Source organism: Klenkia sp. AC732 (genome assembly GCF_979256525.1).
This window is the reverse complement of record NZ_CEEDOS010000008.1, coordinates 26,192-43,920: the sequence shown is the minus strand read 5'-3', so window position 1 is coordinate 43,920 and position 17,729 is coordinate 26,192. Positions and strand designations below refer to the sequence as shown.

The following is a 17,729-nucleotide window of genomic DNA, read 5'->3' as shown; positions in this document are numbered from 1 at the left end:
GTCATCGTGACCGCACGGTGGCAGTCACTCGGGTACGTCGGGTGCGGTCCGCCCGGGGGGCGCGACCGGCGCAGGGCGCGCAGAACCCACGTCGGGTTGCGCACCAGCGCGGACGAGTCTAGGCGTCGAAGAGCGTGGGCGACGACGCGCGGTCCGACGGCGGGTCGTTCGCGCCCCCACCGGCCCCACCCGTCAGCCAGACACCCTGCGGCACCGGCAGGTCCAGGTGCCGCCACGCGGCCTCGGTGGCGACCCGCCCCCGAGGGGTGCGGGCCAGCAGCCCGGCGCGCACCAGGAAGGGCTCGCACACCTCCTCGACGGTGTGCGGCTCCTCCCCCACGGACACGGCCAGCGTGGCCACCCCGACGGGGCCGCCGCCGAACTTCACGACCAGCGCGTGCAACACCTCGCGGTCCAGCCGGTCCAGGCCCAGCTCGTCGACGTCGTACAGCGCCAGCGCGGCCCGGGCCACGGCCTCGGTGACCCGGCCGTCGGCCCGGACCTCGGCGTAGTCGCGCACCCGGCGCAGCAGGCGGTTGGCGATCCGAGGGGTGCCCCGGGACCGGCTGGCGATCTCCGCCGAGCCGTCCGGGTCGATCTGCACGCCGAGCAGGTCAGCCGAGCGGGTCAGCACCTTCTGCAGGTCGGCGGTGTCGTAGAACTCCATCTGCCCGACGAAGCCGAAGCGGTCACGCAGCGGCCCGGTGAGCAGGCCGGCGCGGGTGGTGGCCCCGACCAGGGTGAAGGGCGCGATCTCCAGCGGGATCGCGGTGGCACCGGGCCCCTTGCCGACGACGACGTCGACCCGGAAGTCCTCCATCGCCATGTAGAGCAGTTCCTCGGCCGGGCGGGCGATCCGGTGGATCTCGTCGATGAAGAGCACGTCGCCCTCGGCGAGGTTGCTCAGCATCGCCGCCAGGTCGCCCGAGCGCTCGATCGCCGGTCCGGAGGTGATCTTGACCGAGGTGCCGAGCTCGGAGCCGATGATCAGCGCCAGCGAGGTCTTCCCCAGCCCCGGCGGGCCGGACAGCAGCACGTGGTCCGGTGGCCGCCCCCGTCGCTTGGCACCCTCCAGGACCAGGTCCAGCTGACGGGCGACCTTCGGCTGCCCGACGAACTCGGCCAGCGAGTGCGGCCGCAGCGCGGACTCGACGACGCGCTCCTCGTCACCGGCCCATGCGCTCGCGTCCGAGGTCGGCTCGGTCACGCCCGGCCCAGCATCCGCAACGCCTGCCGGAGCAGGACCGCGACGTCGACGCTGCCGGTGTCGGCGACCTGCTCCTCGGCGACCGGTGCCAGCTTGGCCAGCGCGCCGTCGGCCTCCCGGACGCTCCAGCCCAGCCCGACCAGGGCCGTGGTCAGCTGGTCACGCCACGGCGCCACCGGGGTCACCGACAGCCCGGTGGCCCCCGCGGCGGCGGTGGCGGCATCCAGGCTGACGTCCCCGGACCCCACCCCGAGCCGGTCGCGCAGCTCCAGCACCAGGCGCTCGGCGCCCTTCTTGCCGATGCCGGGCACCTGCATCAGGGACTTGAGGTCCCCGGTGGTGACGGCGCGGCGCACCTCGCGCGGGGGGTGGATGGCCAGCACGGCCTGGGCCAGTCGGGGGCCGACGCCGTTGGCGGTCTGCAGCAGCTCGAAGAGCTGCCGCTCGTCGTCGTCGGCGAAGCCGTAGAGGGTGAGGGAGTCCTCCCGGACGACCAGGCTGGTGCTCAGCCGGGCGTCCTCCCCCACCTGCAGTCGGGCGATGGTGCCGGGGGTGCACTGCACGGCCAGCCCGATCCCGCCCACCTCGACCACGGCACCGTCCGGGGAGACGGCGGCGACCCGGCCCGCGACGCTGGCGATCACCGGTACACCCCACCACTGCCGATGCCCTGCCAGCGGCTCTGCCGGACCGCGGGCCGGGGGGCGGTGGACAGCTTCTCCACGACCTGCCCGACCCCGGCACCCGAGGCCAGCGCGGCGACCCGCAGCCGGTCCTGGGTCGGCCCGCGCCAGACGTGGCAGACCGCCAGCGCCAGCGCGTCGGCGGCATCGGCGGGTCGGGGCGCCTCGGTGAGGCCCAGCACCCGGGTGACCATGATCGTGACCTGCTCCTTGTCGGCCCGGCCGTTGCCGGAGATCGCCGCCTTGACCTCGCTGGGCGTGTGCCAGGCGACCGGCCGGCTGGCCTGCGCGGCGGCCAGTGCGGCCACCCCCGCGGCCTGCGCGGTGCCGGTGGCGGTGCCCTTGTTGTTCTGGTGGAAGACCCGCTCGATCGCGACCACGTCGGGCTGGTGCTCGCGGACCAGTGCCGTCACCGCGGTGTGCAGCTCCAGCAGCCGCAGCTCGATCGCCAGGTCCGCGTCACTGCGCACCACCCCGACCCCGACGGCGGTGGGCCGCTGCCCGGGCCGGCCGTCGACGACGCCCCAGCCACACCGGGTCAGCCCCGGGTCGATGCCGAGCACGCGCACTGGGAGCCCCTCCGTCTGCGAACAGGTGTTCGAGGAACGCTAACCGGGTCCGACCCCCAGCGCGGCGCGGCGCGCCGCTCAGGCGTCGGCGGCGATCTTCTCCATGACGTCGTCGGACACGTCGTAGTTGGCGTAGACGTTCTGCACGTCGTCGCAGTCCTCGAGGGCGTCGATGAGCCGGAAGACCTTGCCCGCGGCGTCCTCGTCGAGCTCGACCTGCACGCTGGGCACGAAGGCGGCCTCGGCGGAGTCGTAGTCGATGCCGGCGTCCTGCAGCGCCGTGCGGACGGCGACCAGGTCGGTGGGCTCGCTGACCACCTCGAAGGTGTCCCCGAGGTCGCGCACCTCCTCGGCGCCGGCGTCCAGCACGGCCTCCATGACGGCGTCCTCGCTGGTGCCGGTCGAGGGCACGACCACGACGCCCTTGCGGCTGAACATGTAGGACACCGAGCCGGGGTCGGCCATCGAACCACCGTTGCGGGTCATGGCGGTGCGGACCTCCATGGCCGAGCGGTTCTTGTTGTCGGTGAGGCACTCGATGAGCACCGCGACACCGCCGGCGGCGTAGCCCTCGTAGGTGATGCCCTGGTACTCGACGCCACCGGCCTCCAGGCCCGCGCCACGCTTGACCGCCCGGTTGATGTTGTCGATCGGGACGGAGGACTTCTTGGCGCGCTGGACGGCGTCGAAGAGCGTCGGGTTGCCCTGCACGTCACCGCCGCCGGTGCGCGCCGCGACCTCGATGTTCTTGATCAGCTTCGCGAAGAGCTTGCTCCGCTTGGCGTCGATGCCAGCCTTCTTGTGCTTGGTCGTCGCCCACTTGGAATGGCCGCTCATCGCTGCTCCTCACCTGGTGGCGCCGTCGTCGGCGCCGTCCACACGTCTCCTCCGCTCAGGCGGCGGCGCGCACCAGCTCGACGAAGAGCCGGTGCAGCCGGGTGTCACCGGTGAGCTCCGGGTGGAAGCTGGTGGCGACGACGCTGCCCTGGCGGACCGCGACGATCCTACCGTCGGCCGGTCCACCGCAGACCCGGCCGAGGACCTGCACGCCCGCTCCGGCCTCCTCGACCCAGGGCGCGCGGATGAAGACCGCGTGCACCGGGCCGCCGGGGACACCGGCGACGTCGACCTCGGACTCGAAGCTGTCGACCTGCCGACCGAAGGCGTTGCGCCGCACGGTGACGTCGAGCCCGCCGATGGTCTGCTGGTCCTCCGGGGCGTCCAGCAACCGGTCGGCGAGCAGGATCATCCCGGCGCACGAGCCGTACGCCGGCAGCCCACCGCGGACGGCGGCGCGCAGCGGCTCCAGCAGTCCCCACCGGTGGGCGAGCTTGGCGATGGTCGTGGACTCACCGCCCGGGAGCACGAGGCCGTCCAGGCCCTCGAGCTCCTCCGGTCGCCGGACGGGCGACGTCCGGGCGCCCTGCGCCTCGAGCACGGCGCGGTGCTCCCGGACGTCGCCCTGCAACGCGAGGACCCCGATGCGGGGTGCGCTCACCAGCCGCGGTCGGCGAACCGCTGGTCGGCCGGGAGCGTGGAGATGTTGATGCCGACCATGGCCTCGCCCAGCCCGCGGCTGACCTTGGCGATGACCGACGGGTCGTCGTGGAAGGTCGTGGCCTGCACGATGGCGGCCGCGCGCTGCGCCGGGTCGCCGGACTTGAAGATGCCCGAGCCGACGAAGACACCGTCGGCGCCCAGCTGCATCATCATCGCCGCGTCCGCGGGGGTGGCGATGCCGCCGGCGGTGAACAGCACGGTCGGGAGCTTGCCGGTGCGGGCGACCTCGAGGACCAGGTCGTGGGGGGCGCGCAGCTCCTTGGCCGCCACGTACAGCTCGGTCTCGTCCAGGGTCGACAGCCGGCGGATGCCGGCGCGGATCGAGCGCATGTGCCGGGTGGCCTCGACGACGTTGCCGGTGCCGGCCTCGCCCTTGGAGCGGATCATCGCCGCGCCCTCGGAGATGCGCCGCAGCGCCTCGCCCAGGTCGGTGGCACCGCACACGAAGGGCACGGTGAAGTCGCTCTTGACGATGTGGTGCGCCTCGTCGGCCGGGCTCAGCACCTCGGACTCGTCGATGTAGTCCACGCCCAGGCTCTCCAGCACGCGCGCCTCGACGAAGTGCCCGATCCGGGCCTTGGCCATCACCGGGATGGACACCGCGGCGATGATGCCGTCGATCATGTCCGGGTCGCTCATCCGGGCGATGCCGCCCTGCGCGCGGATGTCGGCGGGCACCCGCTCCAGGGCCATGACGGCCACGGCGCCGGCGTCCTCGGCGATCCGGGCCTGTGCGGCGTCGACGACGTCCATGATGACGCCGCCCTTGAGCTGCTCGGCCATGCCGCGCTTGACGCGGTCGGTGCCGGTGCCGGCGGGGGTGCTGTTCTCGACGTGCTCAGACACGGTGCGGCCTCAAGTCAGGAGGGTTGTGGGCACCCATCGTAGGCACGTGTCAGTGCCGGTCCGCCGGGCCCGCGGTGCCCACGACGGCGTCCAGGCCGTCGTCGATGTCGAAGAACCGGGGCAGCGGCCGGGCGGCGTGCAGCCGCAGCACCCGGACCCCGGGCCGGCGCCGCAGCGCGCGGGTGTCCCGGACGGCGTCGTTGTAGAAGCGGCGGGCCAGCCCGACCCGCCACCCGGCGTCGTCGAGCTCCGGGGCGCGGACGGCGCCCGGCAGCTCGCGCAGCACCCGGCCCAGCCGGTTCTCGGCGACCTCCCGGTCACCGCCCGCGGGCCGGCGGCAGGCCGCGACCGCGGCAGCCAGGGCGGCGGTGGGGTCTGCGCCCAGCTCCTGGGCCCGGTCCCGCGCGATGCCGGCGACGAGCTCGCAGCGCCGGGCCAGCGCGGCGTCCAGCACGTCCCACGCCCGGCGCACCCGGCGGTCCAGCCGGCGCAACCGGGTCAGGGTGAACCCGACCCAGGCCAGCAGCAGGACCAGCGCCACGCCGACGAGCAGCAGGGTCCAGCTCGTCGACGTCACGTGTCAGGACGCTACCTCCGCCCGCCCGGCCCACGGGCGGACCCGCTGGTCAGGCCTCGGTGCTGCGCCGCAGCCAGCGCGGCAGGAAGCGGTCCGTCGGGGGTGCCGCCGGCAGGTCGTCGTCGTCCTCGGTGGTGACGACGGCCGCCCCGGGTGGGGCCACCGTCTCGTAGACGGCGAGGATCTGCCCGGCCAGCGTCGTCCAGTCGTAGTCGGCGGCCCGGCGGTGCCCGGCGGCGGCGAGCGCGGCCCGCCGCTCGGGGTCGGCGAGCAGCGCGATGAGCTCCCGGGCCAGCGCGGTGGCGTCCCCGCGGCGGACCAGCACCCCGGCGGTGCCGTCCTCCAGCACCCGGGCGAAGGCGTCCAGGTCCGCGGCGACCACGGGGGCACCGGCGGCCATCGCCTCCACCAGCACGATGCCGAAGCTCTCGCCCATCAGGTTGGGTGCGCAGTACACGTCCACCGAGCGCAGGAACGCCGCCTTGTCGGCCTCGGCCAGCTCGCCCAGCAGCGTCACCGACGGCTCGAGGTCGGGGCCCAGCAGCGCGTGCAGCTCGTCGGGGTCCCCGCGGCCGGCGACCAGCAGCCGGGCTCCCGGACACTCCCGGACGACGGTGCGCATGGCCTCCAGCAGCACCGGCAGGCCCTTGCGCGGCTCGTCGTAGCGGCCCAGGAACCCCACGGTCGGGGCACCGCTCCCCCGGGCGTACCCGGGCAGCGACGGCCCCTCGGCGAAGGCGCCCACGTGCACCCCGTTGGGGATGACGACGGCGTCCCCCCCGAGGTGCTCGACCTGCAGCCGGCGGGCGAAGTCCGAGACCGCGATCCGCCCGGAGATCTTCTCCAGCCACGGCCGGACCACCGGGCCCCAGGCGGAGAGGAACAGCGACCGGGTCGCCGCCGCGTGGTAGGTCGCCACGATCGGCCCGCGGGCCAGCACGCACACCAGCAGCGACACCGACGGCGGCGCCGGCTCGTGCACGTGGACGACGTCGAAGCGCCCGTCCCGGAGCCAGCGCCGGACCCGGCCGGCCGAGACGGGGCCGAACTGCCAGCTGGCCATCGAGCCGTTGTAGGGCACCGGGTTGGCCCGCCCGGCCCAGGTGACGTGCTCGTCGGGCACGTTGTCCTCGTGCTCGGCCGGGGTCAGCACCTCGACCTCGTGGCCCATCCCGCGCAGGGTCTGCGCGAGGTCCCGCACGTGGTACTGGACGCCGCCGGGCACGTCCCACTGGTAGGGGCAGACCAGGCCGATCCTCACCGGGCCGGCTCCGGGCGGACGTCGGCCCAGATCCGGCCCAGCTGGTGCCAGTCCACCGGGCGCTCGGCGATGCTGACGGCGAAGGCGTCCGCGACGCCCTGCATGCCGGCGTGCACCCGGTCGCGCAGCCGGCCCGGGCCGTGCACGTCGACCTCGGGGTGCACGGTGTGCCGCCACCCCGTCCCGTCGAAGTGCGAGACGGCCGGCAGCAGGGCCGCGCCGGTCTGCGCCGCCAGCAGCGCCGGCCCCCCGGGCATGGTGGTCGGGCGGTCGAAGAAGGTGACCGGGATGCCGGAGGCGGACAGGTCGCGGTCGACCAGCAGGCACGCCGATCGCCCGGCGCCCAGCCACTCCTTGAGCAGCGTCGAGCTGGGCCGCTCCCCGCCGGTCAACGGGACCACCCGGAACCCCAGGGACTCCCGGTAGGCCAGGAACCGCTCGTAGAGCTGCTCGGGGCGCAGCCGTTCGGCCACGGTCATGAACGGCCCGCCGAGCCAGTCGACGAACCAGACACCCGCGGCGTCCCAGTTGCCGCTGTGCGGCAGTGCCAGGACGACGGGTCGCCCGGCGTCCCGGGCGGCCTCCAGGTGCTCGGTGCCCACGACGGTGGTGCCGGCCAGCAGCCGGGGCACGCCCAGGGTGGGCAGCCGGAAGGCCTCCATCCAGTACCGGGCGTAGGACCGCAGCCCGTCGGCGGTGAGCGTGTCCAGCTCGGTGCCGCCCAGCCCGGTGACGACGGCCAGGTTGGCCCGCAGCTGGCGGACGCCCCGGCCCTGCCGCCCCGCGGCCCAGGTCCCGGCCCGGTCGAACACCGCCCGTGCGACCGGCTCGGGCAGCGCCTTGACCGCGCCCCAGCCGGCCGCGTACCCGGCGTCGACCAGCCGCTCGCGCGCGATGTCGACGCGGCTCACGGGGTGGGCGGGGTGACCGGGAGCGCCTGGCCGCGGGACTGCTGGTAGACCGTCGCGAACCGCTGGCCGACGGTGATCGTGGAGCCGATGAGCAGCAGCCACAGGCAGACCTGCAGGGCGTAGGGGATGCCCAGACCGGTGAACCCGGTGCCGACCAGGATGAGGATCAGCCGCTCGGTGCGCTCGACCAGGCCGACGTCGCAGGTCAGGCCCATGCCCTCGGCCCGGGCCTTGACGTAGGAGGTCAGCACGCCGAGCACCAGGCAGGTCAGCGACAGCCACACGACCATCCGGTTGTCGCCCTCGCCGGAGAACCACCACACCAGCCCGGCGAAGACCGCGGCATCGGCGGCCCGGTCGCCGGTGGAGTCCAGCACCGCGCCGAACACCGACCCGCCGCCGCGCGCCCGGGCAAGGGCGCCGTCCAGCATGTCCAGCAGCACGAACACCGTCACCGCGAAGGCACCCCAGAAGAGCACCCCGTTGCCGATGACGAACACCGCCGACACGACCGCGCCGACGGTGCCCACGACCGTCACCGCGTCGGCGGTGACGCCGGCCGCGAGCAGCGTCCGGACGACGGGTGCCCAGACCCGGGCCACGGCCGGGCGCAGGTTGACCCCCAGCATCAGCCGGCCTCGGGGGCGGGCGGGGTGGGCCAGGCGTCGGCCAGCAGCTGCCGGGTCTCCCCCAGCACCTGCGGCAGCACCCGGGTGAGACCGAGGACCGGCATGAAGTTCGTGTCCCCACCCCAGCGCGGCACCGCGTGCTGGTGCAGGTGGTCGGCGATGCCGGCGCCGGCGACCGAGCCCTGGTTCATCCCGATGTTGAAGCCGTGGGCCCCACTGACCTCGCGGACGACCCGCATCGCCGTCTGGGTGAGGTCACCCAGCTCGGCGACCTCGCCCGTCGTCAGGTCGGTGTAGTCGGCCACGTGCCGGTAGGGCACCACCATCAGGTGCCCGGCGTTGTAGGGGAACAGGTTGAGGACCACGAAGACGGTCTCGCCGCGGGCCACCACCAGGCCGTCCTCGTCGGTCATCGCCGGGATCAGGCAGAACGGGCAGTCGTGGTCACCGGTGGGCTTGCCCTCGCCCTTGATGTAGGCCATCCGGTAGGGCGTCCACAGCTGCTCGAAGACCGTCGTGGGCCCGCCCTCGTCGGGGTTCACGCGGTGCTCTCGACCGACTCCGCCACGGGGGCGGTCGGGTCGTCGTTGCGGCGCTGGGCCACCCAGTCCGCGATCGCCTCGACGGCCTCGTCGACGGGCACCCCGTTGCGCTGGCTGCCGTCGCGGTAGCGGAAGGACACCGCACCGGCCTCGGCGTCGGTGGCGCCGGCGATGAGCACGAAGGGCACCTTCTGCTTGGAGGCGGTGCGGATCTTCTTCTGCATGCGGTCGTCGGAGTCGTCGACCTCGACCCGCAGGCCCCGGGCCCGCAGCCGGGTGGCGACCTCGGTCAGGTAGGGCACCTGCTCGTCGGTGATCGGGATGCCGACGACCTGCACCGGGGCGAGCCAGGCCGGGAAGGCACCGGCGTAGTGCTCGGTGAGGACGCCGAAGAACCGCTCGATCGAGCCGAACAGCGCCCGGTGCAGCATCACCGGTCGCTGCCGGGAGCCGTCGGCGGCGGTGTACTCCAGGCCGAAGCGCTCGGGCAGGTTGAAGTCGACCTGGATGGTCGACATCTGCCAGGTGCGCCCGATGGCGTCCTTGGCCTGCACCGAGACCTTCGGGCCGTAGAAGGCGGCGCCGCCCGGGTCCGGGACCAGCTCCAGGCCGGAGTCGACGGCGGCCTGGCGCAGCGCCTCGGTGGCCCGCTCCCAGCTCTCGTCGGTGCCCACGGACTTCTCCGGGTTCCGGGTGGACAGCTCCAGGTAGAAGTCGCTGAGGCCGTAGTCGGCCAGCAGGCCCAGCACGAAGTCCAGCAGCGCCTTGAGCTCACCGGCCATCTGCTCGGGGGTGCAGTAGATGTGCGCGTCGTCCTGGGTGAACCCGCGGGCCCGGGTCAGCCCGTGCACGACCCCGGACTTCTCGTAGCGGTACACGGTGCCGAACTCGAACAGCCGCAGCGGCAGCTCACGGTAGGACCGGCCGCGGGAGTCGAAGACCAGGTTGTGCATCGGGCAGTTCATCGGCTTGAGGTAGTAGTCCTGCCCCTGCTTGCGGACGACGCCCTCGCTGTCGCGCTCCTCGTCCAGCTGCATCGCCGGGTACATGCCCTCGGCGTACCAGTCCAGGTGACCCGAGGTCTCGAACAGCTGGCCCTTGGTGATGTGCGGGGTGTTGACGAAGGAGTAGCCGGCCTCCTCGTGCCGCCGCTGGCTGTACTTCTCCAGCTCGCGCCGGATGATCCCGCCCTTGGGGTGGAACACCGCCAGCCCGGACCCGACCTGGTCGGGGAAGCTGAAGAGGTCCAGCTCGGTGCCCAGCTTGCGGTGGTCGCGGCGCTCGGCCTCGGCCTGCTGCTCCTGGTGGGCCTTCAGCGCGTCCTTGGACTCCCACGCGGTGCCGTACACCCGCTGCAACTGCGGGTTCTTCTCACTGCCGCGCCAGTAGGCGGCCGCTGCCCGGGTCAGCGCGAAGGCCGGGATGCCCGAGGTGCGGGGCAGGTGCGGGCCCCGGCACAGGTCGGTCCAGACCCGCTCCTTCGACCTGGGGTCGAGGTTGTCGTACATGGTGAGCTGGGCGCCGCCCACCTCGACGTCGGCACCCTCCGCCGCCTCACCGGCACCGCCCTTGAGGCCGATGAGCTCGAGCTTGTACGGCTCGTGGGCGAGCTCGGCGCGGGCGTCGTCGTCGCTGATCTCGCGGCGGGCGAAGAACTGGCCCTCCTTGACGATGGCCTGCATGCGCTTCTCGATCGCCTGCAGGTCCTCGGGGGTGAAGGGCCGCTCCGGGTCGACGTCGTAGTAGAAGCCGTTCTCCACGGGCGGGCCGATGCCCAGCCGGGTGCCTGGGAACAGGTCCTGCACGGCCTGCGCCAGCACGTGGGCGGTCGAGTGCCGGATGACCGCCCGGCCGTCGGGACTCGAGGCGGCGACCGGCTCGACGTCGGTGTCCGCGTCGGGCACCCAGGCCAGGTCCTTGAGCTCGCCGTCCACCCGGACGACGACGGCGGCGTCGGCGCCCTTGAGCGGGACGCCGGCGTCCTTGAGCGCCTGGGTGGCCGTGGTCCCGGCCGGCACCCGGACGGTGACGACGGCGGGTTCGGCGGGCGCGGCAGACACAGGGGGCTCCTGACGATCGGGGTGTTCGGGCTCCTGCGAGCGTAGTGGCCGGGCGCCAGCGGTCAGACCGGCGCGACGGCGTCCCCGACGGAGACCCGTCCCGGCGTCGTGACCTCGGCGTACACGCCCAGGCAGTGCCGGGGCGTGCGGGTGACCCGCAGCACCGCCCCGCCGACCGCGACCTCGCGGCCGACCCAGTCGCGCTCGTCGTCCCCGGGCAGGTCCAGGACCAGGTTGGCCCGGGGGTCGGCCGCCGAGCACCCGGCGGGCACGTCACCCCGGGCGGCGCGCTCCAGGGCCTGCCGGCTGACCAGGTGCACCGCGGCCACCATGACCTGCGGCTCGTCGGCCCCGGCCAGCCGCACCGGGCGGCCCAGCACAGCGGTGAGCGCGGCGGCGTCGGCCTCGTCGTCGCCGGTGGGGACGACGGCGCCCAGGCCGGGGGCGGTCTTCTCCCGCAACCGCTCCCCGGTGGCGACGTCGACCACGGTGCGGGTGCGGTCGCCGGCCAGCCCGGCCCGAGTCACCTCCACGGCGGCGGTGGCCACGGGCGCCAGGCTCTTCACCGGGTGCACCCAGATGCCCTCCACCCGTGCGGCCACGGCAGCGACGCTACCCGGCCCGCAGGCGCCGGAGCTGGGCGTCCAGGTGCGGCCGGGCGCGGCGCTGCCCGCCCCGCTGCGCCACCGCGACGGCCAGGGACTCCAGCGCCCGGGCGACCCGCTCGGCGTCCGGGGACCAGCCGCGCGCCCGGCACTCCTCCAGCCACTCGACGGCCCCGCGGTGCCCGCGCTCGGCGTTGCAGCGGCTGCACGCGGCGACCTCGTTCTCCGCCCAGGACGGTCCCCCGCGGGCCCGGGGCACCACGTGCTCGGTGGTGGGCCGCACCCAACGGTCGAAGGTGCGCCCGCACCACACGCACGTGGGGCCGTCCCGCTCGACCGCGGCCTCCAACCGGGCGGCTCGATCGGGCTGGGCGGACACGCCCCTCCCCTTCCCCCACCCGGCGCCGCCCAACCGATGAGCCCGGCGCGGTGCGGCAGTCTCTGGACCGAGCCGTCACCCACCACCACCCCGGGAGCACCCATGGGCGCGATCAAGGTCCACCTGTTCAGCACCGTCGACGGGGTCGTCGACGTGCCCACCTGGACGTTCCCCTACGGGTTCCCCGAGGACCTGGCCGCCGCGGTCGGCGCCCTCACCGCAGACGCGACCGGCATCCTGCTGGGCCGCACGACGTTCGAGATGTTCGCGCCGGCCTGGTCGACCCGCACCGTCGAGGACGACCCGGGGGCCCCGTTCTTCAACGACAGCGCCAAGTACGTGGTGGCCTCGCAGGCCCCGTCGGTGGAGTGGGCACACACCACCGTCCTGGAGGGCTACGACCCCGACCGGGTCCGGGCGCTGGCCGCCGAGGGCGACCTGTACGTCAGCGGGAGCGTGACCCTGGTCCGGGCCCTGCTGGCCGACCGGCTGGTCGACGAGCTGCACCTCTTCGTCTACCCGGTGGCCGTGGGCGCCGGGATCCGGCTCTTCCCCGAGGGCGGCCCCGAGACCCCGCTCGCACTGCTGTCGGCGTCGGCGCTGAGCAACGGTGTCGCCCACCTGGTCTACGGCCCCGCCTGAACGCGAACGGCCCCCTCCCTGGTCGGGGAGGGGGCCGTGTCGGGTGGGCGATACTGGGATCGAACCAGTGACCTCTTCGGTGTGAACGAAGCGCTCTACCGCTGAGCCAATCGCCCGGCTGCGGTGCGGTCGTGCTGAGTGCGATGACCATGATGCCAGACGGTCACCGCCACATCGGCACCCACCCCGGGACCCAGCTCGGCACGCCGAGCAGGTGCAGGACCACGACGATGACGCCGTAGACGAACGCGGCCGTGAGCAGGGCGAAGACCACCCGCACCCACACCGGCTGACGCCCCAACCACTCCGTCCACCGCTTGACGTTGCGCTTGGTGAACTCCAGCAGCCGCTCGGCCCAGGTGAACTCCGAGGCGAGCACGAACAGGGCCGCGATGACGGTCAGCCAGCCGGGGCCCGGCAGCGGGATGGTGACCAGCCCGAAGACCAGCAGCAGACCACCGACGACCCCCACGCCGACCCGGTAGGCGGTGTCCAGCGTCTTCTTGGCGGCGATCCTGCGCCGCCACGGACGGCGGCCGATCCGCTCGCGCAGGCTCTGCACGTCGTCGTTGTCGTACCTCTCCCGCCGCGCACCGCTCGTCTCGCGGGGAGGACGACCGGGCGGCGGGGTGGAGGGGGTCGTCGCCGTCTCGGGACCGTTCAGCTGGACACCTGCCCGTTCGCCACGATGTCCGTCGGGGCCGACGGAGCCTGTCGACCGGCCTCGATGCTGATGCCGTAGGCGCTGTAGTCGTCCAGGCCGGTCGCATCGGACCCTACGGTGCGCAGGTCCACCCCCTCGGTCACCACGTCGAAGGTGCCCAGTGGCACCGGGGCGCCGTCGGTCATGCCCCAGAGCACGTAGGTGCTGTCGGCGGTGTCGTTGACCGTCATGCCGTCGATGACCACCTGGGCCTGGCCGTCGCGGGCGACGACCGTGGCGACCGTCCGCCCGTCGTGCTCCATCGGGGCGATGGTGGCCTGACCCGGGGACAGCAGCGAGTCCATCACCTGGGACTGGACCGACGCGGTGGCCCGGGCGGCGTCCCGGTCCTGGGTGACGACGACGTTCCAGGCACCCAGCGCGAGGATCGCCGCGACCCCGGCAGCGACCAACGCGTTGGGGACGACGCGACGCCAGGCGGCGCGGTCGGTGCTGCGGGCCCCGTGCCGACGGCGTGGGCCGAGGAACCCGGGGCGGGTGTCGGCCGGTCGCGCCGTGCCACCGGCGGTGCGCGGAGCGGACGGGACGGCCGGGCGGGGCGCGGCCGGCGCGTCGGCGACGGGAGCGCCGGGGGCGTCGGAGCGGTGCACCTGCTCGGTCTCCTCGACCGCGGCGCGCAGCCTCTCGCGCAGCCCCTCGGAGGGCTCGACGACCGGGAGGTCCGTGGCCATCGCCGCCATCACCTCCGAGGTCTCGGCCACCGTGGCGGTGCAGCGGTCGCAGCCGGCCAGGTGGACGGCGAACGCGGACTCGTCCTCGGGCTCCAGGGCGTGCAACGCCCAGCCGACGGCGAGCTCGTCGTAGCGGTCGTGGTCGGTGACCCGGCGGGGTCGCTCGTCGGTCATCGGGCACCTCCCTCGAGGGACGCGGAACCCAGGGCGCTGCCCATCGGGGTGCCGACGACGACACCGCCCAGGTTCTCCTTGAGCCGGCGCATCCCGGCGAGCATGCGGGTCTTGACGGTGCCCAGCGGGGTGTCGGTCAGGGCCGCCACCTCCCGCTGGGTGTAACCGCCGTAGTAGGCCAGGGTCAGCGCCTCGCGCTGGGGGGCCGGCAGGGTCTGCAGGGCAGCTCGGACGCGGTCGGAGACCACCCGGGTCCACGCCTCGTCCTCCACGTCGCGCTGGGCGATGGGCTCGGTGAGGCGCAGGTCGTCCTCGGCGCGGGTCTGTCGGCGCCGGTGGGACTCCTCGCGACGCACGGCGTCCACGGCCTTGTGGTGGACCATGGCCAGCAGCCAGGAGCCGAAGGACCCGCGTGCGCCGTCGAAGGCGAACGGGTCCTTCCACACGGTGAGGAAGACGTCCTGGAGGACGTCCTCGGCGAGCGTGTCGTCGGCGAGCACACGGCGGGCCAGCGCGAAGGCGGGGCGACGGAACCTGTCGTAGAGGTCGTCGACCGCCCCGCGGTCGCCGGCCTGGACGCGACGGATCAGCTCGGCGTCCGCGGAGTCCTCCTCCGCTCGCCGCTGAGGTCGGGTCACGAGTCCCATGGTCACACGTCTGGTTCGTGTGCAGGAGCCCCTGCGGTTCACCGGGGCCTGCGGGGCTCCCCGGACGGGTGAGGTGTGGCCCGTGACGACCGGGCCCGATCGCGTCACCTCCGGGTCGGTGGGTCGTTGACCTGGCATGGCGAGTCCCGCGCCGGGCTGCACGGCCCGCACCACGCTGCACCTGGTCGGCCCCTCGTCCTGGACCGAGGTCCCCGCGACGCTGCTGTACGACACCGCCGACCCGTTCGCGGTCCGGGTGCGCTTCGGTGGCCGGGTCGGGGCCCCCACCGGGGGCGCGGAGGACGGCGTCGAGTGGATGCTGGGCCGGGATCTGCTGCACGCGGGTCTGTCGCACCCCGCGGGTGCGGGCGACGTCCGGCTGTGGCCGGCACGCACCGCCGTCGACGTGCTGTTCCTGGAGCTGCGCGCACCCTCGGGCCACGCGCTGTTCGAGCTGTCCCGCAGTGCGGTGGCGGACTTCCTGCGGGAGACCGAGCGCCTGGTCCCCCGCGGCGCCGAGTCCGAGCTGCTGCGTGTGGACGGCGAGCTGCTGGCCCTGCTGCAGGGCGAAGGCCCCGACCCGGGTCGCTGACCCCGCCTGACCCCGCCTGACCCCGTACGACCCGCCTGACTCCGTGCGGTCGCCTCGGGACCGCCTGCCACCGGCCTGCTGACCGGCCGCGAGCGCGGGACGACGCTGCGGCAACGGCGCGCACACGCGCCCGGACAGCCACCCAGGAGGCCGCACGAGCCTCGGGCGGCTCGTAACGTCCGCAGCGTGGGACGACACGCGACACGCCCGACGACGCGCCGCCGGTGGCTGCCCGCCGCGACGACGGGTGCGGCCCTGCTGGTCGCCACCGCGGTCCTCGTCCCCGTGCTGGGCCAGGACGACCGCTCCGACGCCGCCGGGCCGGGGGCAGTGCCCGTGCCCGGATCGCCCGGGCTCACCCTGGCCATCGGCGGTGACGTGGCCTTCGCCGGCCGGACGCTGCCCCTGCTCACCGACCCGGCGGGCCCCTTCCCCGAGGCCGGCGCGACCCTGACCGACGCCGACCTGGCCCTGGCCGACCTCTCCACGCCCGTGGGGGCCGCCGGCGCGGCCGCCCTGGCCGCGGCCGGCGTGGACCTGGTCGCCGTCGTCGCCACCCCGGACGCCGCGACGGCAGCCGACACCCTGGACGCCCTCTCGGCGGCCGGGCTGCGCCCCGTGGGCGCGGGCCGGGACGGGACCGCGGCCGGTAGCCCGCAGCGGGTCGAGGTCGACGGCCAGGGCGTCACGGTCCTCGGGTTGGGCCTCGCGCCCGGGGCCACCGCCGCCGGCATCGGCGCCGGACTCGCCACGCCGACGCTCGCCGACGCGGTGCTCGCGACCGTGGGCGTCGCCGACCGGCGGGGCGACGTGGTGCTCGTCCGTCTGTCCGGGAGCCCGGCCTGCGCGGCAGACACCCGGGAGCTCACCGACCGCCTGGTGTCGGCCGGGGCCGACGTGGTGCTGGGCGCCGGCGACGTCCCCGCCGGGGCGTGGTGGGCCAGCGGGGACCGCCGGGCGTGGGCCGCCCCCTCCCCCGGGCCCCTGCTGTCGGCTGACGAGTCCACCGCCCCACCCACCGGCCTGCTGCGGCTGGTGGTGCGGGAGGGGGCCGTCGTGGGGGCCGCCTTCGACCCTGCCTCCACCGACCCGTTCGGGCGCCTGGGAGGTGTGAGGCAGACCACGATCTCCCCGAACGGCCCCCAGACGCCCACCGAGGCCCGTTGCGACCCCGCGAACGGGCCGCGGACAGCCCCCTGACCTGCGAGTTCACCCTGAGGACACCCCCCGGTGACCCCCCGGTGCAAACCCCGTCCAGGGGTCGGTTAGTGTTGTCCTCGCACTGCGGACGTGGCTCAGTGGTAGAGCATCACCTTGCCAAGGTGAGGGTCGCGGGTTCGAATCCCGTCGTCCGCTCGGAACCGGGCGCTGGTCGAAAGACCGGCGCTCGTGTGCGGTGGAGTGGCCGAGAGGCGAGGCAACGGCCTGCAAAGCCGTCTACACGGGTTCAAATCCCGTCTCCACCTCGACGGCCCCCGGGCTCGCTCGAGGCGGGACGGGGACCGAGCACCACAGCACGGGCGATTGGCGCAGCGGTAGCGCGCTTCCCTGACACGGAAGAGGTCACTGGTTCGATCCCAGTATCGCCCACCGACCGAAGGCCCCGGAGCAGCCGCTCCGGGGCCTTCGTCGTGTCCAGGCCGTCGTCGTGTCGGCGCTGCCGGTCAGCGCGTCGACGGGACCCGCTCGTCCCAGAACCGGGCGACCTGCACCGCCAGCTGCTGCTCGTCCCCGTCGTTGGACAGCACCACGTCGGCCACCGCGGCCCGTTCCTCGTCGGTCGCCTGGCTGGCGATCCGCGCCCGGGCATCAGCCTCGGACAGCCCCCGCCCGAGCAGTCGCCGGACCCGGGTCTCGACATCGGTCGCGACGACCAGCACGAGGTCGTAGGACCCCGCCTGTCCGGTCTCCACCAGCAGCGGCACGTCCTGGACCACCACGGCGTCCGCCGGGGCCGCAGCGACCAGTTCAGCGGCCCGAGCCCGCACCAGGGGGTGCACGATCCCGTCCAGGCGCGCACGCTCCCCCGCGTCACCGAAGACCACCGCCGCCAGCGCCGGGCGGTCCAGCGCGCCCTCCGCGGTCAGGACGTCCGCCCCGAACGCCTCCACCACCGCAGCCAGGCCCGGGGTCCCCGGCTCCACCACCTCGCGGGCGATCGAGTCGGCGTCCACCAGGACGGCCCCCCGTTCCACGAGGAGCCGGGCCACCGTGGACTTCCCGGAGCCGATCCCGCCGGTCAACCCGATCCGCAGCATGCCCCGACCCTGGCACACCCGTGCACCTGCCGCCGCGACTGCGGGGGCAGACCCCCGGGCCGTGTCCGACCCCGGAATCCAGCGCCACCAGGTCACGAACAGGTGTCGATGACCGGGGCGCACCTGTCACACCGGCGCGTCGCACGAGTCCCACCCGTCACAGGACTTAACTTCAGCACCGGCACCTCGACT

The 17,729-nt window shown here is 74.4% G+C and carries 21 protein-coding genes and 4 tRNA genes; 6 read left to right on the top strand and 19 right to left on the bottom strand.

The features are described 5' to 3' along the window. Positions 1–118: 118 nt before the first annotated feature. The 14 genes from ruvB to AC0IVP_RS05350 form a co-directional block, all read right to left on the bottom strand. Positions 119–1,207: a Holliday junction branch migration DNA helicase RuvB gene (gene ruvB, locus AC0IVP_RS05415; protein WP_471755101.1), complete on the bottom strand. Its 1,089-nt coding sequence runs from the start codon at positions 1,205–1,207 to the stop codon at positions 119–121. Then, positions 1,204–1,851 carry a Holliday junction branch migration protein RuvA gene (gene ruvA / locus AC0IVP_RS05410; RefSeq protein WP_471755099.1) on the bottom strand — a complete coding sequence of 216 codons (648 nt, stop codon included), beginning with the start codon at positions 1,849–1,851 and terminating at the stop codon, positions 1,204–1,206. The genes ruvB and ruvA overlap by 4 nt, the downstream gene beginning before the upstream one ends. Then, a complete protein-coding gene (gene ruvC / locus AC0IVP_RS05405) occupies positions 1,848–2,459 on the bottom strand; it encodes a crossover junction endodeoxyribonuclease RuvC (RefSeq protein ID WP_056299504.1) in 612 nt (203 codons plus the stop codon). Before ruvC ends, ruvA begins: the two co-directional genes overlap by 4 nt. Before the next feature lie 78 nt (positions 2,460–2,537). Next, positions 2,538–3,296, bottom strand: coding sequence for a YebC/PmpR family DNA-binding transcriptional regulator (locus AC0IVP_RS05400; RefSeq protein WP_056299502.1), 759 nt, complete (start codon positions 3,294–3,296; stop codon positions 2,538–2,540). A gap of 55 nt (positions 3,297–3,351) precedes the next feature. Beyond that, on the bottom strand, positions 3,352–3,957 hold the full coding sequence (gene pdxT / locus AC0IVP_RS05395; RefSeq protein ID WP_056299499.1) for a pyridoxal 5'-phosphate synthase glutaminase subunit PdxT: 606 nt from the start codon (positions 3,955–3,957) through the stop codon (positions 3,352–3,354). Then, complete coding sequence (gene pdxS / locus AC0IVP_RS05390) at positions 3,954–4,865, bottom strand: pyridoxal 5'-phosphate synthase lyase subunit PdxS (RefSeq protein WP_471755097.1); 912 nt, start codon at positions 4,863–4,865, stop codon at positions 3,954–3,956. The genes pdxT and pdxS overlap by 4 nt, the downstream gene beginning before the upstream one ends. A 49-nt stretch (positions 4,866–4,914) precedes the next feature. Beyond that, positions 4,915–5,442, bottom strand: a complete 528-nt coding sequence (locus AC0IVP_RS05385) for a hypothetical protein (protein ID WP_471755095.1) — start codon at positions 5,440–5,442, stop codon at positions 4,915–4,917. 49 nt (positions 5,443–5,491) lie between these two features. Then, complete coding sequence (locus tag AC0IVP_RS05380; RefSeq protein WP_471755093.1) at positions 5,492–6,703, bottom strand: glycosyltransferase family 4 protein; 1,212 nt, start codon at positions 6,701–6,703, stop codon at positions 5,492–5,494. Further along, complete coding sequence (locus AC0IVP_RS05375; protein ID WP_471755091.1) at positions 6,700–7,614, bottom strand: phosphatidylinositol mannoside acyltransferase; 915 nt, start codon at positions 7,612–7,614, stop codon at positions 6,700–6,702. Before AC0IVP_RS05375 ends, AC0IVP_RS05380 begins: the two co-directional genes overlap by 4 nt. Then, a complete protein-coding gene (gene pgsA, locus AC0IVP_RS05370) occupies positions 7,611–8,243 on the bottom strand; it encodes a phosphatidylinositol phosphate synthase (RefSeq protein ID WP_056299485.1) in 633 nt (210 codons plus the stop codon). The genes AC0IVP_RS05375 and pgsA overlap by 4 nt, the downstream gene beginning before the upstream one ends. Beyond that, a complete protein-coding gene (locus AC0IVP_RS05365) occupies positions 8,243–8,785 on the bottom strand; it encodes an HIT family protein (protein ID WP_471755089.1) in 543 nt (180 codons plus the stop codon). Before AC0IVP_RS05365 ends, pgsA begins: the two co-directional genes overlap by 1 nt. Beyond that, positions 8,782–10,845 (bottom strand): threonine--tRNA ligase, encoded by a 2,064-nt coding sequence (gene thrS / locus AC0IVP_RS05360; protein WP_471755087.1) that lies wholly within the window; start codon positions 10,843–10,845, stop codon positions 8,782–8,784. Before thrS ends, AC0IVP_RS05365 begins: the two co-directional genes overlap by 4 nt. Positions 10,846–10,907: 62 nt before the next feature. Next, entirely contained in the window at positions 10,908–11,447 is a 540-nt protein-coding gene (locus AC0IVP_RS05355) for an MOSC N-terminal beta barrel domain-containing protein (protein WP_471755085.1), read from the bottom strand. 10 nt (positions 11,448–11,457) lie between these two features. Then, entirely contained in the window at positions 11,458–11,829 is a 372-nt protein-coding gene (locus AC0IVP_RS05350) for an HNH endonuclease (protein ID WP_471755083.1), read from the bottom strand. Positions 11,830–11,931: 102 nt separating this feature from the next. Between AC0IVP_RS05350 and AC0IVP_RS05345 the strand changes: the two genes are divergently transcribed. Continuing rightward, entirely contained in the window at positions 11,932–12,471 is a 540-nt protein-coding gene (locus AC0IVP_RS05345) for a dihydrofolate reductase family protein (RefSeq protein ID WP_056299470.1), read from the top strand. A 44-nt stretch (positions 12,472–12,515) separates the two neighbouring features. Here AC0IVP_RS05345 and AC0IVP_RS05340 read toward each other — a convergent pair. The 4 genes from AC0IVP_RS05340 to AC0IVP_RS05325 all read right to left on the bottom strand — a co-directional run bounded on the left by AC0IVP_RS05340 (position 12,516) and on the right by AC0IVP_RS05325 (position 14,687). Further along, a tRNA-Val gene (locus AC0IVP_RS05340) sits at positions 12,516–12,587 on the bottom strand. A gap of 47 nt (positions 12,588–12,634) precedes the next feature. Further along, on the bottom strand, positions 12,635–13,033 hold the full coding sequence (locus AC0IVP_RS05335; RefSeq protein WP_157519560.1) for a TIGR02611 family protein: 399 nt from the start codon (positions 13,031–13,033) through the stop codon (positions 12,635–12,637). Positions 13,034–13,131: 98 nt separating this feature from the next. Next, a complete protein-coding gene (locus AC0IVP_RS05330; RefSeq protein WP_471755081.1) occupies positions 13,132–14,040 on the bottom strand; it encodes an anti-sigma factor domain-containing protein in 909 nt (302 codons plus the stop codon). Next, entirely contained in the window at positions 14,037–14,687 is a 651-nt protein-coding gene (locus AC0IVP_RS05325) for a sigma-70 family RNA polymerase sigma factor (protein ID WP_235564941.1), read from the bottom strand. The genes AC0IVP_RS05330 and AC0IVP_RS05325 overlap by 4 nt, the downstream gene beginning before the upstream one ends. 136 nt (positions 14,688–14,823) lie before the next feature. Here AC0IVP_RS05325 and AC0IVP_RS05320 point away from each other — a divergent pair, with 136 nt between their 5' ends. The 5 genes from AC0IVP_RS05320 (at position 14,824) to AC0IVP_RS05300 (ending at position 16,869) form a co-directional block, all read left to right on the top strand. Next, on the top strand, positions 14,824–15,279 hold the full coding sequence (locus AC0IVP_RS05320) for an SsgA family sporulation/cell division regulator (protein WP_056299456.1): 456 nt from the start codon (positions 14,824–14,826) through the stop codon (positions 15,277–15,279). A 186-nt stretch (positions 15,280–15,465) separates the two neighbouring features. Next, positions 15,466–16,479: a CapA family protein gene (locus AC0IVP_RS05315; protein WP_471755079.1), complete on the top strand. Its 1,014-nt coding sequence runs from the start codon at positions 15,466–15,468 to the stop codon at positions 16,477–16,479. A gap of 84 nt (positions 16,480–16,563) precedes the next feature. Next, positions 16,564–16,635, top strand: a tRNA-Gly gene (locus AC0IVP_RS05310). Positions 16,636–16,674: 39 nt separating this feature from the next. Beyond that, positions 16,675–16,745: transfer RNA gene (locus tag AC0IVP_RS05305), tRNA-Cys, on the top strand. Between the two features lie 52 nt (positions 16,746–16,797). Next, a tRNA-Val gene (locus AC0IVP_RS05300) sits at positions 16,798–16,869 on the top strand. Positions 16,870–16,943: 74 nt separating this feature from the next. Here the strand turns inward: AC0IVP_RS05300 and coaE are convergent. After that, positions 16,944–17,537: a dephospho-CoA kinase gene (coaE, locus tag AC0IVP_RS05295; protein WP_471755077.1), complete on the bottom strand. Its 594-nt coding sequence runs from the start codon at positions 17,535–17,537 to the stop codon at positions 16,944–16,946. Positions 17,538–17,729: the final 192 nt, after the last annotated feature.